13 protein-coding genes are annotated in these 19231 nt (G+C 51.2%); 8 read left to right on the top strand and 5 right to left on the bottom strand.

All coding sequences use genetic code 11. From position 1 onward, the window contains the following. Positions 1-20: 20 nt before the first annotated feature. Together PORAS_RS01435 and PORAS_RS01430 are read right to left on the bottom strand one after the other, a co-directional pair. Positions 21-1406: a serpin family protein gene (locus PORAS_RS01435; RefSeq protein WP_013759907.1), complete on the bottom strand. Its 1386-nt coding sequence runs from the start codon at positions 1404-1406 to the stop codon at positions 21-23. Between the two features lie 89 nt (positions 1407-1495). Next, positions 1496-5155 (bottom strand): right-handed parallel beta-helix repeat-containing protein, encoded by a 3660-nt coding sequence (locus PORAS_RS01430; protein WP_013759906.1) that lies wholly within the window; start codon positions 5153-5155, stop codon positions 1496-1498. Positions 5156-5552: 397 nt separating this feature from the next. On the opposite strand from PORAS_RS01430, the gene PORAS_RS01425 reads away from it, so the two are divergent. The 8 genes from PORAS_RS01425 to PORAS_RS01390 all read left to right on the top strand — a co-directional run bounded on the left by PORAS_RS01425 (position 5553) and on the right by PORAS_RS01390 (position 17843). Beyond that, the gene (locus PORAS_RS01425; protein ID WP_004331283.1) at positions 5553-6149 is read left to right on the top strand and encodes a DUF3575 domain-containing protein; all 597 of its coding nucleotides are present in this window, start codon (positions 5553-5555) and stop codon (positions 6147-6149) included. Positions 6150-6170: 21 nt separating this feature from the next. Continuing rightward, complete coding sequence (locus PORAS_RS01420; RefSeq protein ID WP_004331308.1) at positions 6171-7637, top strand: DUF3868 domain-containing protein; 1467 nt, start codon at positions 6171-6173, stop codon at positions 7635-7637. Positions 7638-7716: 79 nt separating this feature from the next. Beyond that, positions 7717-9237: an Mfa1 family fimbria major subunit gene (locus tag PORAS_RS01415; protein WP_013759905.1), complete on the top strand. Its 1521-nt coding sequence runs from the start codon at positions 7717-7719 to the stop codon at positions 9235-9237. Positions 9238-9374: 137 nt separating this feature from the next. Then, entirely contained in the window at positions 9375-10361 is a 987-nt protein-coding gene (locus PORAS_RS01410; protein ID WP_004331313.1) for a FimB/Mfa2 family fimbrial subunit, read from the top strand. Positions 10362-10425: 64 nt separating this feature from the next. Next, positions 10426-12060: a FimB/Mfa2 family fimbrial subunit gene (locus PORAS_RS01405; RefSeq protein WP_013759904.1), complete on the top strand. Its 1635-nt coding sequence runs from the start codon at positions 10426-10428 to the stop codon at positions 12058-12060. A 14-nt stretch (positions 12061-12074) separates the two neighbouring features. Further along, positions 12075-14678, top strand: coding sequence for a fimbrial tip adhesin FimD (gene fimD / locus PORAS_RS01400; protein WP_013759903.1), 2604 nt, complete (start codon positions 12075-12077; stop codon positions 14676-14678). A 10-nt stretch (positions 14679-14688) separates the two neighbouring features. Continuing rightward, positions 14689-17280 (top strand): hypothetical protein, encoded by a 2592-nt coding sequence (locus PORAS_RS01395; RefSeq protein ID WP_245528034.1) that lies wholly within the window; start codon positions 14689-14691, stop codon positions 17278-17280. Positions 17281-17576: 296 nt separating this feature from the next. Continuing rightward, on the top strand, positions 17577-17843 hold the full coding sequence (locus tag PORAS_RS01390; protein WP_004331317.1) for a DUF4248 domain-containing protein: 267 nt from the start codon (positions 17577-17579) through the stop codon (positions 17841-17843). On the opposite strand, the gene PORAS_RS01385 is transcribed toward PORAS_RS01390, so the two are convergent. Genes PORAS_RS01385 through PORAS_RS01375 form a run of 3 tightly spaced genes read right to left on the bottom strand, consistent with a single transcriptional unit; the run spans position 17811 to position 19007 of the window. Next, positions 17811-18356: a hypothetical protein gene (locus PORAS_RS01385; RefSeq protein WP_013759901.1), complete on the bottom strand. Its 546-nt coding sequence runs from the start codon at positions 18354-18356 to the stop codon at positions 17811-17813. The genes PORAS_RS01390 and PORAS_RS01385 overlap by 33 nt on opposite strands. Beyond that, positions 18343-18555: a hypothetical protein gene (locus PORAS_RS01380; RefSeq protein ID WP_013759900.1), complete on the bottom strand. Its 213-nt coding sequence runs from the start codon at positions 18553-18555 to the stop codon at positions 18343-18345. The genes PORAS_RS01385 and PORAS_RS01380 overlap by 14 nt, the downstream gene beginning before the upstream one ends. Then, positions 18540-19007, bottom strand: a complete 468-nt coding sequence (locus PORAS_RS01375) for an N-acetylmuramoyl-L-alanine amidase (RefSeq protein WP_004331289.1) — start codon at positions 19005-19007, stop codon at positions 18540-18542. Before PORAS_RS01375 ends, PORAS_RS01380 begins: the two co-directional genes overlap by 16 nt. Between the last annotated feature and the right edge of the window lie 224 nt (positions 19008-19231).

Genomic DNA, 19231 nt, shown 5'->3' with positions numbered 1-19231 from the left:
ATATGTTTGCTGAGCACGCATCATCTGCGTAGTGTGTTGATGGCAGCGATGAAGAGTATCTTACCCGTCTCGGGGTGTACGATAGAAGCAAAGAATGGCCTGTCGAAAGCGATGCTACGAGTCTCAAGCGGATCACCTATACCAGGCTCCACGACCCCTATAACCGTTGCAGCGGCTCCCTCGACGCCTTTCTCATCCCACTGGAGTGTCGCTTGGTGGTATAGGCGGTTCTGTCGACCCGACTGCTCGGCTAGAAACTTCGGGTCAAACATACGGCTGAGCTCTGTGAGAGGAACTCCTAGCGTCTTGCATAGTCCTAGCTCCATCAGCTCTGGCGTCAGGTCTAGCGTGGGGATCCCAGCGTTCAAGCGGGGCAGTCGTATGTCTAGTGCGTAGCGCTTGCCAGCGGTGGTGAATCTGCGTAGCTCTTCAGTTGTCGGTAGGCTCTGGGAGAGCGGTAGCGTACGATCTTTCGGTAAGATGAGCAGCATACGAAATGGTGTCTTACCATACTTTTGCAACTCCTCACTAGCTTGTAGACCAACCGAAAGCGCCTCAAAGCGATCATCGGCGAAGTAGTCGATGGAGGTGTCATTGTGGATAGACATCATCATAGCCGGCTCCTCCTCGCCAGCGCCATTGGTGAACTTACCCGCTTGGGTCTGCTCTTCGCTCGTCTCCCATTGCCACGCTGCTGCAAAGAATGCGGTATTGACTAGGAAGGCAAGCGGGTCTTGCTCCCCAGCATGACTGGGGTCTAGCATGCGTTGTATCTTGCCGTAGGTCTTGCGACTGATCCAAGCATTGACCGCCTCATAAGAGGCTGGATCGCTGAGGTCGAGTGTCGCTGTCGGAGCTCCAAAGAAGTCAAAGAGTTGCCGTGGATAGGACTTGATCAAGTGACTTTGATACTTTGAGGAGACCCAAAAGCTATTGGACGGGAAGTAGCAGGCGTACTCATCCGCACTACACATCACCGCGTTGAGCTGCTGATAATATCTTGCTACAGTGGCAAGGCTCTGTGTAGCGGGTAGCTTCAGTACCGATCTGTACTCATCGAAAGCTTCGTCCGACAGACCCACCGCATTCATCCCGAGGGCCGTCTCGATAGAGATCGGTGAGAGCACGAGGTTAGCACTGGAAGCCCGATTCTCCAGAAGAGCCCCAAAGAGCTTAAGGCTAAAGGCATTGCCAGCCTCTACCAGTGGCATGCTCTCTGCGGGCAGAGAGGCATGAGACATGTTAGGGGTCTTAGGCATAGGCGTACCGGCTACGGGAGCCTTGCCGCCAACTAAGAAAGTGATAGGACCCTCCTTGGGGTCTCGCAGCTCCTCGTCGCAAGCGCTCAGTGTGACAAGTGCCACCGCCAGCGTTAGGATTAAGCCAAAAGTCGAATTATACTTCATAGGTTATACTAGTTTACTTATTAGTTGTTGCGAACAAGCCCCCCAGCACTGTCGGGGGGGGGCTTGTCGCATTTATAGCGTTAGCAGCCTTACTTGGAGACTACCACCTTGAGCGTGAGGATGGCTCCGTCTGCGCTCTCGGCATGTACGAGGTAACTACCCACTGGTAGCTCAGGTAGCGCATAGTGCGTGCCACCACTGGTAGCGTGCAGGATCATCTCACCCTGTAGGCTGTAGAGCGTGATCTGTGCCAGAGGAGTCTCTGAGACGATCGCTCTCTGGTCAGCGTCGTAGTAGATGCTCGTAACCCCCACCGTCGTAGGTGCGAGGATAGCAGTCTCGTTCGTGACGATCCAGCCGTTGCTCTGTGCTGGTGTGATATCAGCCTCGGCGGTGCCTGGGTTGTCGCTGATGTTGAGCTGCTTAGCCCACTCGCGATTGTTGTCATGTACCTCCACCTCAGAGACGTTGGGGAGTGCCTTGATCAAACTATTGAGTGCTGTGGCAGGTAGCATATTGCTCTGCAAGAATAGTCCCTGTAGCCCAGCATAGTTGGAGATCTTAAGCTCGCTGATCTGGTTGTGATCGCAGTAAAGCATCTGCACCGACTTCTGAGCCGAGAGATCGAGCTGCGTGAGCTTGTTGCGGCTACACTTGAGCCAGACGACCGACGGATTGTGCGAGAGGTCTAGCTTGGTCAGCTCATTGCCTGAGCAGGTGAGCCAGAAGAGGTTCTTCTGATGCTGTACATCTAGCTCTGTGAGCTTGTTGTCGTCGATCAAGATGGTGTTCAGCAGAGGCGACTGTGAGAGGTCGATCGCAGGGATCTGATTGCCCGCACAGCGCAGGTTCATAAGACCCTTGAGTGGCGTGACGTCTAGGCTAGAGAGCTTATTCTCCGACAGGTTGAGCCACTTGACGAGCGGCGTCACCGTCAGGTCGATAGCTGTCAGCTCATTGTCCTGTAGGTATAGGCTCGTCAGCTGAGGCAGCGCTGCGAGGTCTATCGTAGCAAACTTATTGCTAAAGAGCGTCAGATCCGTGATGATCGTCTTCGGGTCGAAGGTGATCTTAGAGAGCTTGTTGCCTGGAGCGTAGACCTTCGAGAGGTTAGGCAGCTCGGTGAGTGTGAGCTCGGTGAGCTCGTTGTAGGCACAGTTTAGCTCAGCAAGATCGTTGATGCCCGTCAAGTCTAGTGTCGCGATGCGGTTGCTGTCGCAGTCGATCGTGTTGAGCGGAGCGGTCTTAGGCAGTAGTATCTCCGTGATCGCATTGTTAAAGCACTTGAAGCTCGAGAGACTGCTCATCTGTGAGAGGTCGAGCTGGCCAGGGATAGCGTTGCGACTGATGTCGAAGGCACGCATATTGGTGCACTGCGAGATGTTGAGCGGCTTGGAGATAAGGTTCTCCGAGCAGTAGACACCTGTGAGAGACTCATTGTGCGTCAGGTCTAGCTCAGAGAGCTTGTTGTTGCTACAAGAGAGCTTAGAGAGCTTAGACGCATGGGTCACATCGAGAGCCGTGAGCCCGATATTGTCCGCTAGGAGGATGAGGATATCATCACCATAGATCTTGATCGTGTTGTCAAGAGGCTTGTTGGAGACGTTTTTAGCGCCTTCGTACTCGACCTTGTTGCCATCGCCCCAGTCAATGAAGAACTTCGTCCCCTTAGGGCCACCCGTGCCTATCTTGATCTCCCGCTCCGTACTCTCCACGGTCATGACGATCGCAGCGGTCTCCTCAATAGGAGTCACAGCCTTGGCGATAGCCCCCGGATTGACAGAGAGCTCCTGTATGCGGGTGTCTCCATAGATGTCGATCGTGTTATTGTACTCAGAGGAGGTACCTGTACCGATGAGAGACGAAGTGGTCAGCAGGTGCCAGTCACTAGTGGCTAGCTCCTCAGCCTTAGTCGCATCTTTAGTATAGCCCGCAAAGGTTGTCGGCTTGACAAAGTGCTTGCTAGAAGTGTCTACTCCAGAGATAGAGTTGAGCGCCTTAGTGCCAGCAGGCAGCAGCAGGTCGGGAGTGGTCTCAGCAGCGTTATTGGCCACGCACTGAGCTATCGTGTTGTGGGCAAAGGTGCCGTCGGCCGTCATCACGACACCGCCACCCTTGAAGCCTGTACAGTTATAGATCAGGTTGCCTACGAGCGTGCTCGTGCCGAGCGTCCATACGGCACCCCCTCCACGATTTGCCATCGTAGGATCAGTATAGATAGGATCATCGGCAAAGCAATTATATAGGATATTGTTTTCGATCGTTGAGGCGCTAGCATAGATAGCACCGCCACGCATCGACTTACAGTCATATACCTTATTATATTGTAGCGTCGCATCCTCAGCGTAGATAGCACCACCCGAAGCGGCATAGCTATTGGTGATCTCGCAAGCTCTGACCGTAGAGCCAATAGCACTGATAGCTCCGCCCTGATCTAATGCGATACAACCATCGAAGGTGGAGTGCTCTACTGTACCCTGCTCGATATAGACACCAGCACCAGCGGCTACTCCGTTTGGCATAGAGATCATACTCTTGGAGAAAGCGCAATTCTTGACCAGCGCCTTACCATCACCCTTTAGTATCGCAACGGCACCGCCTAGGAAAGGCCATGTAGATGTCATGGTCTCTGCGCCAGTGTAAGCGTAATGCTCGGTGATGTTGCAGTTGAGTAGAGCTACATTGCCCGAGGCGTAGAGAGCTCCACCACAAGCCTTGACTTTCTGCTCATTAGCATTGGCACCCTTGAGCGTAAAGCCCTCGATCGTGGTGCGCTCGGCAAAGGGCGTAGCACTGTAAAGGACGTGGTTGTAGTTACCCTCATGGCCTGTGATCTCCCACTCCTGGCGTACCATAGAGCCAGCGCCCTCGATACGTGTCCAGACATCAGGGACATCATCATCGGCAGAGAGGATCGTCTCATTGGTGCTATAGCAGTTACCGATCATCTCAGTAGCAGTGCGGTCGTCACGACTAGTCTCGTCGCCCGCAAATCCACCATAGAGAGACACACCCTCCTTGAGTATAAACGCGTAAGAGCGATTTTTAGAAGTCTTGATGAGCTTGGTAGGGCGATAAGTCCCCTTAGCCACCCACACCTCGTCACCAGCGGAAGAAGCATCGATCATAGCTTGCAGATCGCTCGAGGCATTGCTCCAGGAGCTACCATCACCGCTACCAGTCGTAGAGACGTAGCGAATGGTCGCTTGCTGGGGCGTCGTGCCAGGCTCGGGATCACCGTTTCTGACGCAGTAGACCATCGCCTTCCAGCCTGGTGAGTTGGATCCGTTGAAGAGCGCTACCGACAGGCAGCCATCCGCAGCGGTGGAGGTGACCGTAAAGCGTGGATTGGCCGGAGTCCCCTTGACAGTCATGATCGGGTCTACATCCTTGGGCCAGTCGTAGTAATAGTATCCTTCTTCGTCGGGACCATTCCATAGGGTGATAGCTCCATTGTAGAAGCGCAATTCGTCAAACTCTCCTATCTCCATCTCCTCAAAGACGATGGTGATGTGAGAATTAGAGTTGACTGGCTTGAACTGTACGATAGTCATGGAGTAGTTGCCCCTCATGCCCTTCTCAGGGCCACCATCGTCGTAGTAGGGGCGTGGTAGACCAGCCTCGACGGTGTAGTCAAAGACTGGACCTTCGCTGCCAGAGTGGAAGATTTGCCCCCCTTGCTTCTCCTGAGCCGTCACCCCAAGGGTGGCTAGGAGGTAGAGGAAGAGAAGAGGTAGTAGTCGCTTCATAGGATAATTTGATTAGTGTTTGTCTGTGCCGAGCGACCAGCATCGAGCGTTCATGAGCGCTCTCGCTGCTGGTCTCTGGACAAATGTACTTATATTTTTCTTTATTGCGGCCCGATAAGAGTTTTTAGCGGAAGAAGAGCTTCTTGTTTCCCTTCAGCACTTCGAATAAAAATCCGTCGAGGTTGTTATTCTCGATTGAAGATGTCAAATTAAAGAACGAATTTGACAACAGCGATTCGAGTTTTTGCTCTACCTTTGCACCAGGATCTAGAGATATCTACTTATCTCAATGAAATCCCACACCACGTACACCGCAGAAATAACGACTAATTCAGTGAACCTAGCTCTTGTATATCCTATCTGAATCTGATACACACCCATACGCTTTATCTATCTTATGATGCATCATTACCATACCACACAGAGGGCGCTCCTAGCCCTCCTCACAGGTTTCCTACTACTCCTCCTGCCCGCTCAGGGAGAGGCGCAGAAGGTAGCTGGCAAAGTCAATCTCCTCTATGGAGCTACCACGGCACCCAATATTGCAGCCGAGTTTAGGCTTGGCAAGCAGTTCACACTAGAGGTAGGTGGCGGTGGAAGCCTGTGGTCATTCGATGAGGACACACGCTACAAGCATTGGCTGCTCCAGCCCGAGCTACGCTGGTGGGCTTGTGACGTCTTCAATGGGCACTTCCTAGGACTGCACCTCCATACGGGACAGTTTAATGTAGGGGGCATCAACATTCCCGTCGGGAGATTCAAGGCTTTCAATAACCATCGCTTCCAGGGATACTTCTACGGAGCTGGTCTATCCTATGGTTATCAGTGGATACTCAGCAAGCATTGGAACGTAGAGACCTCCATAGGAGGTGGCTATGCACGTATACATTATGAGAAGTTCCCTTGTGCTACTTGTGGCACCAAGGAGGCCGAGGGGACATACAACTATTGGGGTGTGACACGTGCCACGATGTCGCTCATATATCTCTTTTAAATTAGACGAACAGCTTGACTTATGAACAAGATCAAATACGCACTAGTGGCTATATCACTACTACTGACACTCCCAGCTGCTCTCAAGGCTCAGAGTCCTTATATCCATCAGATCTCTGTAGATCATCTAGAGGTGAGCAAAGCGACAGACATCGTGACTGTACAGATGGAGATCGTCCTCGATGGACTCAATCTCCGCTCCAACGATCTCTTACGTATTTCACCCGCCCTGCGTATGAAGGATAGTGGTGAGGTCGTGGAGCTACTACCCCCAGTACAGATCGAGGGACGTAAGCGTAGCATCGTACAGGAGCGCAAAGCTTCTACGGGTATCCGTGACGAGTGGGACACGGAGGCGCTACAGTCACTCCGCCGTAAGAATGGTACCGCACAGCGAGTCACCTATAGCTACACCATTCCCCGTAAGGAGTGGATGAGTCAGACCGATCTACTCCTCGTGGAGCGTGTCTATGGCTGCGCTGACTGCTTCAAGCTCGAGGAGACACAGGTACTCCGTACCCCTTTCCTCACAGATCCCTACCAGCCTAATTATCAGCTCTCTTATATTGTTCCTAAGGTAGAGCCTGTCAAGGCTCGTGCCGACAAGCATACTGCGGTACTTAACTTCCGCTGTGACAAGCATGACCTAGACCCCAACTACAAGAGCAATGGTCAGATACTCTCTGAGGTGCGTAAGGTGATGGATGAGATCACTGGAGACGAAAACATTAAGGTCACGCAACTCTCTATCGTCGGATACGCCTCTCCCGAGGGTAGCTTCAACCACAATAAGGCACTTGCAGAGCGTCGCTCGAACTCCTTCGCACAGTACCTAGCTCAGCGCTACCACTTGCCTACTAATCAGCTACATGTTTCAGGATATGGTGAGGACTGGGTCAAGACGCGTGAGGTCATTGAGGCATCCTCTATACAGGACAAGGATGAGATCCTTCGCATCATTGACGAGGTAGCCAATCCTGATGCTCGTGATGCGCATCTCAAGCGTCTCTCCCGTGGCGAGACTTATCAGATCATGCTGCGTGACTACTACCCGCAGATACGTCGTACGGAGTACACGGTCGCTTATGAGGTCAAGGCGTTTGACGTCGCCGAGGCACGTGAAGTCATCAAGGTCAATCCACGCCTGCTCAGCCTCAACGAGATGTATCTCGTCGCTAAGAGCTATCCAGCCAATTCGCCCGAGTTCAAGCAGGTCTTTGACATAGCCACGCGTATGTATCCCGATGAGCCTGTAGCTATCATCAATGCTAGCGCCTCTGACATCGAGGCGGGTAGCTATCAGGTCGCCATAGATCGTCTGAGCAAGCTACAGCACGATCCTAGTGCACTCAACAACATAGGTATTGCCTACAGTAAGCTAGGCAACTACGAGCAGGCTAAGAGTTACCTTGAGCAAGCCAAGGCTCAGGGAAGTCAAGAGGCTGCAGCTAATCTAGTCGAACTAGAGAAGCTACTACAAAGCTTGTAACCCCCTCCCATAATAGAAGACAAACTTCAATCCAAAGCACTTAAACAGTACTTCATAATAACAATTTAATCAACTAACAATGATGAAACTAAGAATGAGAACAGCGCTTCTTGCCTCTGCGGCACTCCTGCTTGGGCTAGCAAGCTGCAAGAGTGACAAGCAAGAGGCTGCACTCCAAAACGGTGAGTGCGACACCTACGTAGGTGTCTCTGTCCGCTTCCCAGCACCTGAGACTCGTGATCTCCCTGGAGACTACAACAAGCTAGATGGTGAGTGGCAGGGTCGTGACAAGATCGAGAAGATCAAGGTATACGTAGCCACTACCTCTGGTTCTAATACCACGATCAGCTCAGATCAATTCACGGAGACTGCTTTCAACGGCATCAACAACGGTATCCTCGCTCCTAACCTCGCTGTAGAGGCTAAGTCTGGTGACAAGGTAAAGATCTACGTCGTCATCAACGATAAGAACAACAAGGTCACGAACATCTTGGATGCTAAGGCTGCCGATGGAGCTACGTTTGACGCAGAGTTCAAGAAGGCTGTCGCTACCGTTGCTGCTATCGCTGATGTCGCTAAGTACGAGTCTGAGAAGGATATCGTCCTGATGACTAATGAGACCGCTCCTACGGACGTAACGATCGCACCAAACATCAGCAAGGAAGACGCTATCGGTGGTAAGGCTAACCGTGTCGAGGTACGTGTATCACGTGTTGTATCTCGTGCTATCGTCACTGTAGACGATGAGGCTGTCAAGACGATCGACGTCAAGCGTACTTTCACAGATGCTGAGGGGCACCCGACAGAGTCAAAGACCGCAACAGCTACCATCAAGGATGTTAAGTATCAGGTGACTGGTAGCGCACTTCAGTTCAACGTCCTAGAGGATCGCACGAACTGGAAGGTCGCAGCTCCTGTCTATGACTTTGTTCCAGCTACCACTGTTACTACTTGGGCTGCTCTAGGCACAGAAGCTGCTGGTAAGATCCTACCCTCAGATGCTGGTGGTTACCAAGATGCTCTCGTCAAGGAAAACAATGAGCTAGCTAATGTCAAGGCTGCTCTAGGTGCAGAGACGTTTAGCAAGTTTGTCCTCCCTGTCACACACGATGCCGCAAACTATCGCAAGGGTAACACGACTATGTTTGAGATCAAGGCTACCTTCACCGTAGACAAGATCGATGGTGCTACTCCTGCAGGCACGACTCCTACGACGGTATACCTAGGTCTATCTGATGGTAAGTTCTACTCTACCAAGGAGAGAGCTGAGGCTATGAATAATACTCTAGGCGCAGGCGCCTCGTACGAGAAGAAGCAGAGCACCACAGAGTACAAGAACGGTGAGATGTACTACTACATCTGGCTGAATCCAAACGTCGCTTACAACGATACAACCGAAAAGATCTCTATGTCACCTACGGTACGTAATCAGGTCTACCATGCACACATCACTGGCTTCGGTGAGATGGGTGTATCTGACAAGGATAAGATCAACCCCGGTGAGGAGCTCGAGACGAAGAAAACGCACCTCTCAGTACAGCTGCGCGTACTCCCCTGGACGATCCACAGCTATACGGTAAATCTTGTCAACCGTTACTAATCAATCGACCCAGCATCTATCCAAATAGAGGCTGAGTAGATCGCACAACGACTACAGGGGGCGCTAGGCTCCCTCTCACTGAGGCGTCGAGTCCCCCTGTAGTCTTTTTCTTATCACTTGTATCAAACATCAGAGCTATGAATAGGGTTCACCATATTATACTTCCCTTACTCACTCTCCTAGCACTCACCACCTCTTGTAGCAAGATCATCTATGAGGATCTAGAGGAGTGCCCCCAGGGTGTGTACATCAGTTTTTACAATCAGACTCCCTGTATGGAGGCACCAGAGACAGTGGGTGAGGTAAATGGGCTGTATGTCTTCGCCTTTGACCTAAACGATGTGCTAGTCACAGTCAAGAAGGTGACAGGATGGGTGGATCTGACTGAAGCTTACAAGGTCGAGCTACCACCTGTCGAGAAGGGACAGTACTCCTTCATCGCATGGGGAGGTGTAGCAGACCAATACTTCACTTTTGAAAACTTCGTAGAGGGCGTGACGACCAAAAAAGATGTCATGCTACGTCTACGTGCCGAGAATGATAAAGCCATCAGTCTCGGAGAGCATAAAGTGTGGCAAGGAGAGAGTCGCGTCGTCTCTCTACCAGACCGCAAGGAGTACGGTACCGTATTTGACGAGGTCGCTATCAATATGCTTGAGGTGACCAACCGTATCAATATCACGCTGAGACTCCACAAGAGCGTACAGGATCGCTACAACATCGACGACTTTGACATATTGGCCTACTCGGCCGACGGCACCTACCTCATCAATAGGCGGATGCCTCTAGACAATCCTACCCTCAACTATCCAGGCGTAGAGCTATACAGAGACAAGGTCGCTAGGACCCTCTCCTTTACACTTATGGAGCTCAAGACGGGCTACCACAACCTCTTACGCCTATACAATAAGAAAGAGAAGAAGGACTTCCTCGAGCAGGACCTCCTCGGTAAGGTCATACTAGAGAACCCCAACGTAAATCTAGAGTGTACCCACGACTTCGACATAGTCCTAGAGCTCGAAGATAAATGTAAGGATTGTCCAGGCAATAACTTGGTGATCAACATCTTCATCAACAACTATCAGATTCACTCCTTTGCAGTCAATCTGACCAATAGATACTAAGGGTATACCACTCCCCTCGAACTATCCATCACTTCCCTAACACAAATATAGCTCTCTGCTTATTATGTCTCGCAATACATTATACATCACACTTCTAGCTCTCATCTGTAGCATGCTACTATCCGTATCGTGCCAGCGGATGAATGGAGGAGCTGTGCCTGACGATGATCCTAGTCGGATTACCTGTCTGCGCTTTTCGATGGCTGGGATAGAACTCCCGAACGCTTCTCTGCGTGAGCAGGGCAACAATCCCTCCATACAGTCTGACCCTGAGGACTACGAAGACTATGTAGGCGAGCTAGCAGTTTTGATCTATAAGGTGGGCGCTGCAGATAATCAGAGTATGCTCGTCAAGAGCCACTTCACGACGGAGCAATCTTTCCTTATGGAGCTACAGCCCGAGGAGGGGGCTAAGTATCACTTTTGCTTTGTAGCAAACTACCCTGAGAGCTGGAAGAATACACTGGAGGGCTTGCAAACTTATGCCGCCCTGAAGACGACACTACAGCATCTAGAGAGTTTCAAAAGCCGTGACACAGGCACGCCACTCTACAATGGGGCTGTCATGAATGGTACAGAGAAGAGTCTCTTCCCCATGGCGCGTATCTATGAGAACCAAACCATCCCCATGGGTGGAAGCGTGACCGTACCCAAGCCCTTTACTCCGACAACGGTAGCTACAGATCCGCTCACTCCTGTCAGCAATTGGCCTGACGGTCACGAGACTGGCACGACACAGCAGACCGTTAACTTGGTTCGCTCCTCAGCAAAGGTCAGCCTCAACCTCACGGGTGATGGAGTCAGTAAGATCAAGAGCATCAAGATCTGCAATGTAGCTACGCAGCACTCATTTATGGAAAATAAAGCCTCAGGGGCAGCAACTGCAGAGCTAACAGATAAGCCCTTTAATGGTAGTGGCTCCATCACGGGCAATAGCTTCAAGACGAAGATATACGTCCCTGAGCGACTCCTCGGGAAGGCTTCCGCTACACTGGGATGGGATAAGGTTAACAACACACCCATAGGGAAGCCTTGCTATATAGAGATCACGATGCAGAGTGGAGTCGTACACAAGATTCCCGTCATCGCCAACACGACTCCAGGGTCCGAGTATACCTACCTAGATGTTGCTACGGGCAATGACCCAAGCAATCAAGCCGACTACACTATCATACGCAACCACCACTATCAGTACGATATCCGTGTGCCAGCTGATGGTAAGTATTTAGTCATAGACTTTAAGGTCAAGCCCTGGACGCTGATTGCGTCTGAGATGGAGTTCACGCACCCCAAGTATACGTGCACGCTCAAGCTCGTCGATACTTTAACCAATGAGGAAACACCCGTGACCGATATCTCTCAGGAGGTGCTGCTCCCAAGTAATAAGGTCGTTGAGGTAACCTTTAATATCACCAAGCCCGTAGGCGCTATCTGGTCAGCCTCCATCACGAACGGACTGAACTTCCTCTTTACGGGCACGACCTACGATCAGGTAGAGCCTGAGATCGTCAGTGGTTCCTCAAAGATCTACACCTTTAGGATCAAGCCCCGACAAGAGTTTACCACTGAGCCATTCTACACTCAGTTTTACATCACAGTCGACGGCAAAGAGCTGAACCTAGATCCTACTAGGGCTATAGATAGCTATATGAATGAAGGTGGCTCAGAGCGGTGGCGTATCAAACAAGTAATGTACTAAGAATCGCAATGACAATGTTTCGATATAATATCCAGACCCGTGTACGCATAGTCCTCTGTGCCGTGCTCGCCCTCGTGGGCATCAGTGTGGCATTCACCAGTTGCGTCAGCGAGCGAACCGATGATTTGCACATCTCTGAGGAGGATGGCAAGCTCCTCGAGCTCACGCTCATACCGCGTACTGAGCAGACGACCACGGCCACGCTCCGTAGCCACGTAGGCGAGGAGCCGGGCGACAAGGAGAATGGTCTCCACGGAGGCGCCCTGCTTAATGAGAACAAGATCGACAACATAGAGCTCTTTGTCTTTGACCCAGCGGCAGGTGATCAGCTCGTTGGGCGCTACACCCCATCCAAGCAGGAGGCACTCCCTGGGGGCGGGATCGGCAGTCGTGCTACCTTTATTATCCCGAAGGATGACCTTCCTAAGCTTGAAGGCAAGCAGCTAGACTATATCTCAGTGGTCAATGTCCGCGAGCCTATCACAGGTGTCACAACGAAGACAGCTCTCTACGAGTTAATGCAGGACGACCAGAACAAGCTCAACCCAGCTCCCGAAAGTGGCAAGATAGCCCCGCAGGATAAGTTCCTCATGGATGGAGTGCTCCGGGCGACTGTCAACTGGGGTAATGAAGTACCCAGTACCAATCTAGGGACGATTGATCTCTATCGTGCGGCTGCCAAGATCCGACTGAGGATTGACCATATCGATGTCAAGAATCGTCAGAACGGCATCGAGACACCGTTCGAGGTCAAGCCAGGCTCCAATCCCGAAGTTTGTCTGATACACTACACGGAGAAGACTAAAGTCGTACGAAGCGCCACCTCACCATATCAAACCAAGGCTAACGAGTGGCACAACTCCGCCTATCGTCCTATGGTTGAGACCGACTTCTCTGCTCTAGGATATACGAGTAGCAAGGGAGATGGCAAGTTTTACGGCACAGTGCCTTTTTACGCTTACGAGCATGATTGGCGTACCGTATCGACGAATGAGACCTATCTACGTCTCAAGCTCACGCTGCGTCCCCAAGGAGCCGCAGAGACAGACCCTTGGGTTGATTACTACTACCGTATACCCGTGAACTATCGCAAGGCTCTCGGCGAGGTCACCGACGATATGCTTCACAAGCTCGAGCGCAACCACCTCTATGACGTCCTCACCTCCATAGAGGTGCTAGGTAGTCTCAACGAAGACACCCCCGTAGACATAACTGCTGCTATAGCCATCAAGCCGTGGAATCTGATCGAGTCGGTCGATGGTGATCTCCTCGACGCTCAGTACCTAGAGGTGTATGACAAGAGCCCCATCATGGCCGCAACTGACAAAGTAAAGGTTCCCTATGCCTCCAGTCTGCCCGTAGAGATTAAGATAGATAGTGTTTGGTACGAGTATTACGATATGCGTGGCGTACACTATCGTCGTGAATTTAGCAAGACGGAATCCAATCTCTACAAGATCAACGGGTCTAAAACGTGGGTCTCTAAACAGACCAATGCTAAGCCTTGGGATGGTATCGTGATAACGCCCTCCGTGAATTACCTTTCCAATGGAGACATCACGATCCAGCACCCAGTACCAGTCAATTATATCCCGTATCACATCAAGTTTACAGTCAAGCAAAAAGGCGGTACCCTAAGCCAAGTAGTGCGCGTCTTGCAGTACCCCCATAGATATGTCTCGGGTACACGCTCTGGACGCTTTAGCAACGGCAAAGAGGCTTTGGTAGATGCGGATGGTCGTGTTATCCAGTCGCCCGTCTATGCAGACTTTAGATTCCAAACCTTATATGGATCCTTTAGTAGGTATCCAGGTGATACAAAATTATCACCTCAGATCAACGAGATAAACTTCAAGATCACGACTGTGGTCCCTCGAGATGGTGAGTTTATCGGCTCTCCTGTGGATCCTGCTACGGGCAAGACGAAGACCGATCCTGCTTCCAATAAGCTCATCTCTCCTCAGTTCATCATCGCCAGCCAGTTCGGTATGAGTACAACTACCTATCAACGTCCAAAAGATGTACCATCTGCGTCCACTACTCTTCCAAGAAAATTGTCATTTGCTTTTTCAGCTGGAGCGCCAGGTTATGGACCTTTGTCTACAAACTTTTGGGGAGCTCAAAGTCCTTATTTGAACGTATCTTACAATAGTTATCTATATCAGAATTCAGATGGTCTATGGGCTAAAAACCAGAATATAGCATGTAACTATTGGGATGCAGAGACTCGATGCAAGGAATACTTTGAAGGTGAATATGGTACTGATGGCACCTATGTAGAGTATTATGTAGACACAAATGACAATTGGGCTTCGCGTCGCATTCGCAAAACATTCAAGCATCAAGGCCGATGGCGTATTCCCACCTCTGCTGAGATGAAGATTATTGACCGTATGCAAGGAGATGCGAACACAGAGATTCGGGGCTTGCTCTTTGGCTCCTACTATTGGGTCGCAGAAGAGGGTATGGTCTATGGTTTCAAAGAGCATGCTGTCGTTACATTCGCAGAGGCACTCCAAGGACTCGCAGCTGAAGGAAAACCTCAGTCCATTGATGGTGCCCCTAATATATATGTTCGCCCCATCTTTGACACTTATATGTATGAAGAAGATAAGTAATCCACTCCTTATGAAGCGAAGAGTATATCTTTATTATATAGCCCTGCCACTGCTCCTGCTACTCGCAGGGTGCGTCCGAGAGCCTATGGGCGGTCTGCTCATACCCGAGGGCAAGGTGGGCGACTCGATCACACTGACCCTAGGGCTACATGCGGATGATTTGCGTGAACTAGCGCTCAGAAGTGATGCCATCAATGACAATGAGGTTGAGAAGATCACCTCGCTACGCATACTGGTCTTCAACGAGCATCAAGAGTTTCTCTACTCGACAGATGCTGTGCTAGGAGCTCCCGCCTCAGCTGATGCTTTAAGTGATGACGCCTTCCTACCTGATGGCAAGAAAGGGACCATAACTAAGATCAAGCACTTTACAGCGACCTTCATACAGAGTGACAAGCCCCGATACCTACACTTTATAGCTAATTACGACTGGTCAGGACAGAAGCAGGATTACTTCCTCGTGGGTAACTCGGCAGGAGCGATCATACCAAACTTGACGACTAGGATTGAGGTAGCCGATGGTAATAATCCGACCAAGGCTTTTGATCCTATGTGGGCTCAGGTGAGGTTGACTAAGTTAGACGGTCAGTCGCTACAAGGCAAGGTGATCAAGCTCCTACGCTGTCACGCCAAGGTCACGGTAACCAATGCAGCCCCAGAAAAGGATGGCTTCGAGCTAACAGGCTTTGCCGCTTGCAACGTGCATCGCAGTGGTACCGTAGCCCCCTTTGTGATGGACAACTATTCTTTCGTCTTTCCCTATGCACCGACCAAGGCGACGATACCTCCCGATGTAGAGACCATCTTAAATAACGACTCAACGCATATCGTCCCCGCAAATACGGAGTTCAAGATTTTCGAGCATCAAAACGATGGAGACAAGAGGGTTTTCCTCATTATCCGTGGTAAGAAGAAGCTCAAGAGTGGGTCCACTGAGACTCGCTACTACAAGGTCGACTTCGTTGCCAAGCGAACGGCAGACAATGCAGGGACGGATCGCGTCCTCCCGATCATACGCAACAATCACTACAAGGTGACTATCACGGCGGTCAATTCGGACGGCTATGCTACGATGGCTGAGGCGATAGCAGCTCCTGCACACAACAATATATTCTCTTCGATCGAGCTACAGGAGTTCACGCAGGTGTCCGATGAGATGTTTACGCTCAAGACCGATCCAGTCCAGATACTGATCGTACATCCTGGCACATACAACTTCAACACCCAGTTTGCCATCACCAATAGCGACTATCGCTTCAAGCCTTATGGGGGTGGTACGGGAGTAGGCTCTGGTGCCAAGTATCTCAGATATTACAAGCGGTGGAGTGATCATGACGCTTACATGGGAGCTCTGAAACAGCAAGAGATCACTGCTAGGAGTGGAGACAATGACCACTTTAGCGTAGAGGTGAAGAAGATCCCCTCCGATGCTATCGAGCACTACTCCATTGAGGTGGCAGCACTACGTACTTACGATCCTCTCCATAATCCTGGAGAGTCAGGATTTACCCCACAGTACACCTATCAGAAGACGGATGGTACGGAGCCCTCGGGAGCTACCACGCCTCTGATACGTAATGTGGAGATTACCATACGCAAGCCACTACTCTTCAATACGGATCTAGTGGATGATCCTAAGAGTAGCAATGTAGAAGATCGACTCTTGGAGTTTGATCTGTACAGCAATCTACCCACAAGCGTTTTCCCCTTTGAGGTACTCATCGAGGCGCCAGATCTCTCTCCAAGAAACAATGGATCGATGGAAAATATAACCATTGTCAAGCGAGGCTCCAAGATCTACTACCGCTATATAGTCAAGGCCGACTCTTACACGAGCCACAATGGGCGCGTCAGTATCCCTATGGTAGTCAATGACGCTTCTAAAGACTTTGAGCATACGATCACCCTCTCTGCGCCTTATTACGAGACGGAGAAGATCTATCCGAAAAGTTCGAAGGTTCTATCTAAGCTCCTCAACTTCTACTTTAAGGTGCCAGGCACCTCTAGTACCCGGAGAGTGATGCCCAGCACCAGTCAGTTCGTAGAGACGGGGAGTAAGATTCCCAGTGGCGTATACCGTATCGAGCCTACAGCCTCTGATGGACAGTTTAAACTGATCTATGATAAGACCAAGGCTCCAGCGAATCTAGATCAGAAGCTAACGCTAGAAAGTGTTTATCAGGTTTCGTCAGACTATGGCTATATCTCTTTCACCGTTAGAGCGACCAAGACTCTGAGACAGTGGGTTAATCAAGATCAGCATGACTTCACGGCCACGAGCGTAAAGATCAAAGGGGTGCTCCTCCACTACCGTAATGGTGTTTACTATCGGCGTCCTACTACCCCCTATAATCCATTTTGGAATATATACAACGAAGCAACAAGATCTTACGTCAATATATCTAACCTAGTAAATATCGACGCTACGCCTATCAACCAATCGGATATCCCTTACCCGTTCTATGTGGATATCCCAGAGAGTGTCTTCAAGCCGACGATGTCTTTCCTTACGGTTAACTATACTGGTTATTACAATACTTCCGTTCCCTATGACTGGGAGTCGCTGATGAACACAACCCGTATTGCGTGGTACGTTCCGTAGGAGTCATAACCCTAGTAAATTTCTAAAAACAGTCGGTCGGTACGCAGCAAAGTGTGCCGACCGACTGCGTTTGTAGCGATAGGAGACTGTTGCAAAAGTCAACAGTCTCATAGGGCATCCCTGCAGGTTGCTACACATCTCGCTTTGGCTGGAACGGACAAGTTGATACACGTCAGGGGGTGTCGGATCACTTCGTTTTTGGTACCTTTGTGGAGACGACCGAGGTGACAAAAATATAGCGAAGCGCTTCTGTCGGCAAAACTTTTATACTTACCTTTTTATCTACTGGACTGATTATGTCACAGAGTACACAAGATGAGTCGTACCTCTTTTTGGTACGCGCCTATGGCGTGCAGGAGCTCGCCGTCCGTTACTTCCCCGATGTCTTACCCGCTAGTGCTACGCGCCATCTGACCCGCTTGATATGTGGTGATGGCGAGCTACTAAACCAGCTCACACAGATAGGCTATAAGCGAGGCTGTCGTATCTACACCCCCGCTATGGTGCATCTGATCGTGCGTTACTTAGGTCTACCGCAGCACTATATTTTTGCGGAGGATTGACTTTGCGCGGAGCCCTACGCCCCTCCATATGAGCGTAGCGGCTCCGATTATAATGAGCAAGCCACCTATGAGCAAGCCGAGACACAGCCCATGGGCGATACGACCTGTGGGCTGACGCTCCGTCACGGTCTGTTGCTGCCGAAGGCTCTGCTGCTGCGTGGCACGCTCTAGTGCCCGACGTTGCTGCCCTACGCTATCTCGCTCCTGGACGACCCGTCGTCGAGCATGTAGGTAGCGTACTGCGGGACGCTCTGGCCACGTCATGCCCAGCAGCGAGTCGCCCGTGACGAGCTGGATGTCGCTCTGTGGTATGATCGTGTCTAGGAGGAGCAGTTCCCACTCCTCTAGTGAGCTATCACGTCTATGCTGCGTAGCCTCACGCACCGCCAGCTCGCTACGCTGCTGTGACTGCTCTTGCGACTCCGCATGGGTGCGTTGTCGCCGGCTACCACAGCTCAGTAGGAGACAGGCGGTGAGGATGAGTGCTGTGAGTCGTCTCTTACTGCTCCGCATGATACTTGTACTTATAGTCCAGCCCGAGGAGCGCCCCGGCGAAGGTCATCACCTCACCAAAGGCAACGAGCACGGAGCTGTCTATGACTCCCAGTGGAGGGACTGTAAAGCCCGCCACGAGGAGCCCGATGCCTGAGACCGTGAGGAGTATCGCTAGGCGAAGCTGCTTACGCCCTTGGGGTCTTATCGTTTGTGCCATAGGGATAGATACTCTTTGAATGCATCGAAACAGGGACACGCTTTTAACCATTCGTGCGGCTCTATGACGCCGTTGTGGTTTAGGTCGGGACTGAGGTCTCTATGTCCTACGATCTGTGCGTTAGGGTGTATAGCCACGAGTGTCTGTAGCAGCTTGAGCATGGCGGCCCGCTGCTCGGGAGTACGTGTGTCCCAGGGGGTGCCATCGGGTCTTAGACCTCCCTCGTAGCATACGCCTAGGCTGCATCGGTTGTATCCGATGGTGTGCGCTCCGGGCATGGAGGGCGGTCTCATCGATTCGATCACACCAGCGCGTGTGATGTAGAAGTGGTAGCCAGCCATGGCAAAGCCTCTGGCACGATGGTCTTGGTCTAGCTGCCAGGCACTGTAAGTCATATTGCTGCGTGTGGCGCTGCAATGGACGATGATATATTTGATGTCGTTTGGTTTCATAATAGGGATTAGAGATTAGAGGTTAGAGATTAGAGGCGACCGCTTGCGGTCGGACGCTTCGTAGCCCCCAGTCGGAGGGGCGACGCCCCGAACGACTGCGGGGGCAGAGGAGCCAGACGAAATGAGCGACCTCCCCTGTGTGGGAGGTCGGACTGAAGCTGTAGCCCTTGTCTAGTCCGACCCACAAGGGGTCGATCTTCTACCACGTTCGCCTATCCATCGGT

The organism is Porphyromonas asaccharolytica DSM 20707 (assembly GCF_000212375.1).
Taxonomy (GTDB): Bacteria; Bacteroidota; Bacteroidia; order Bacteroidales; family Porphyromonadaceae; genus Porphyromonas; species Porphyromonas asaccharolytica.
Note: the sequence above shows the minus strand (reverse complement) of the source record. Positions and strands in the feature narration are given on the sequence as shown.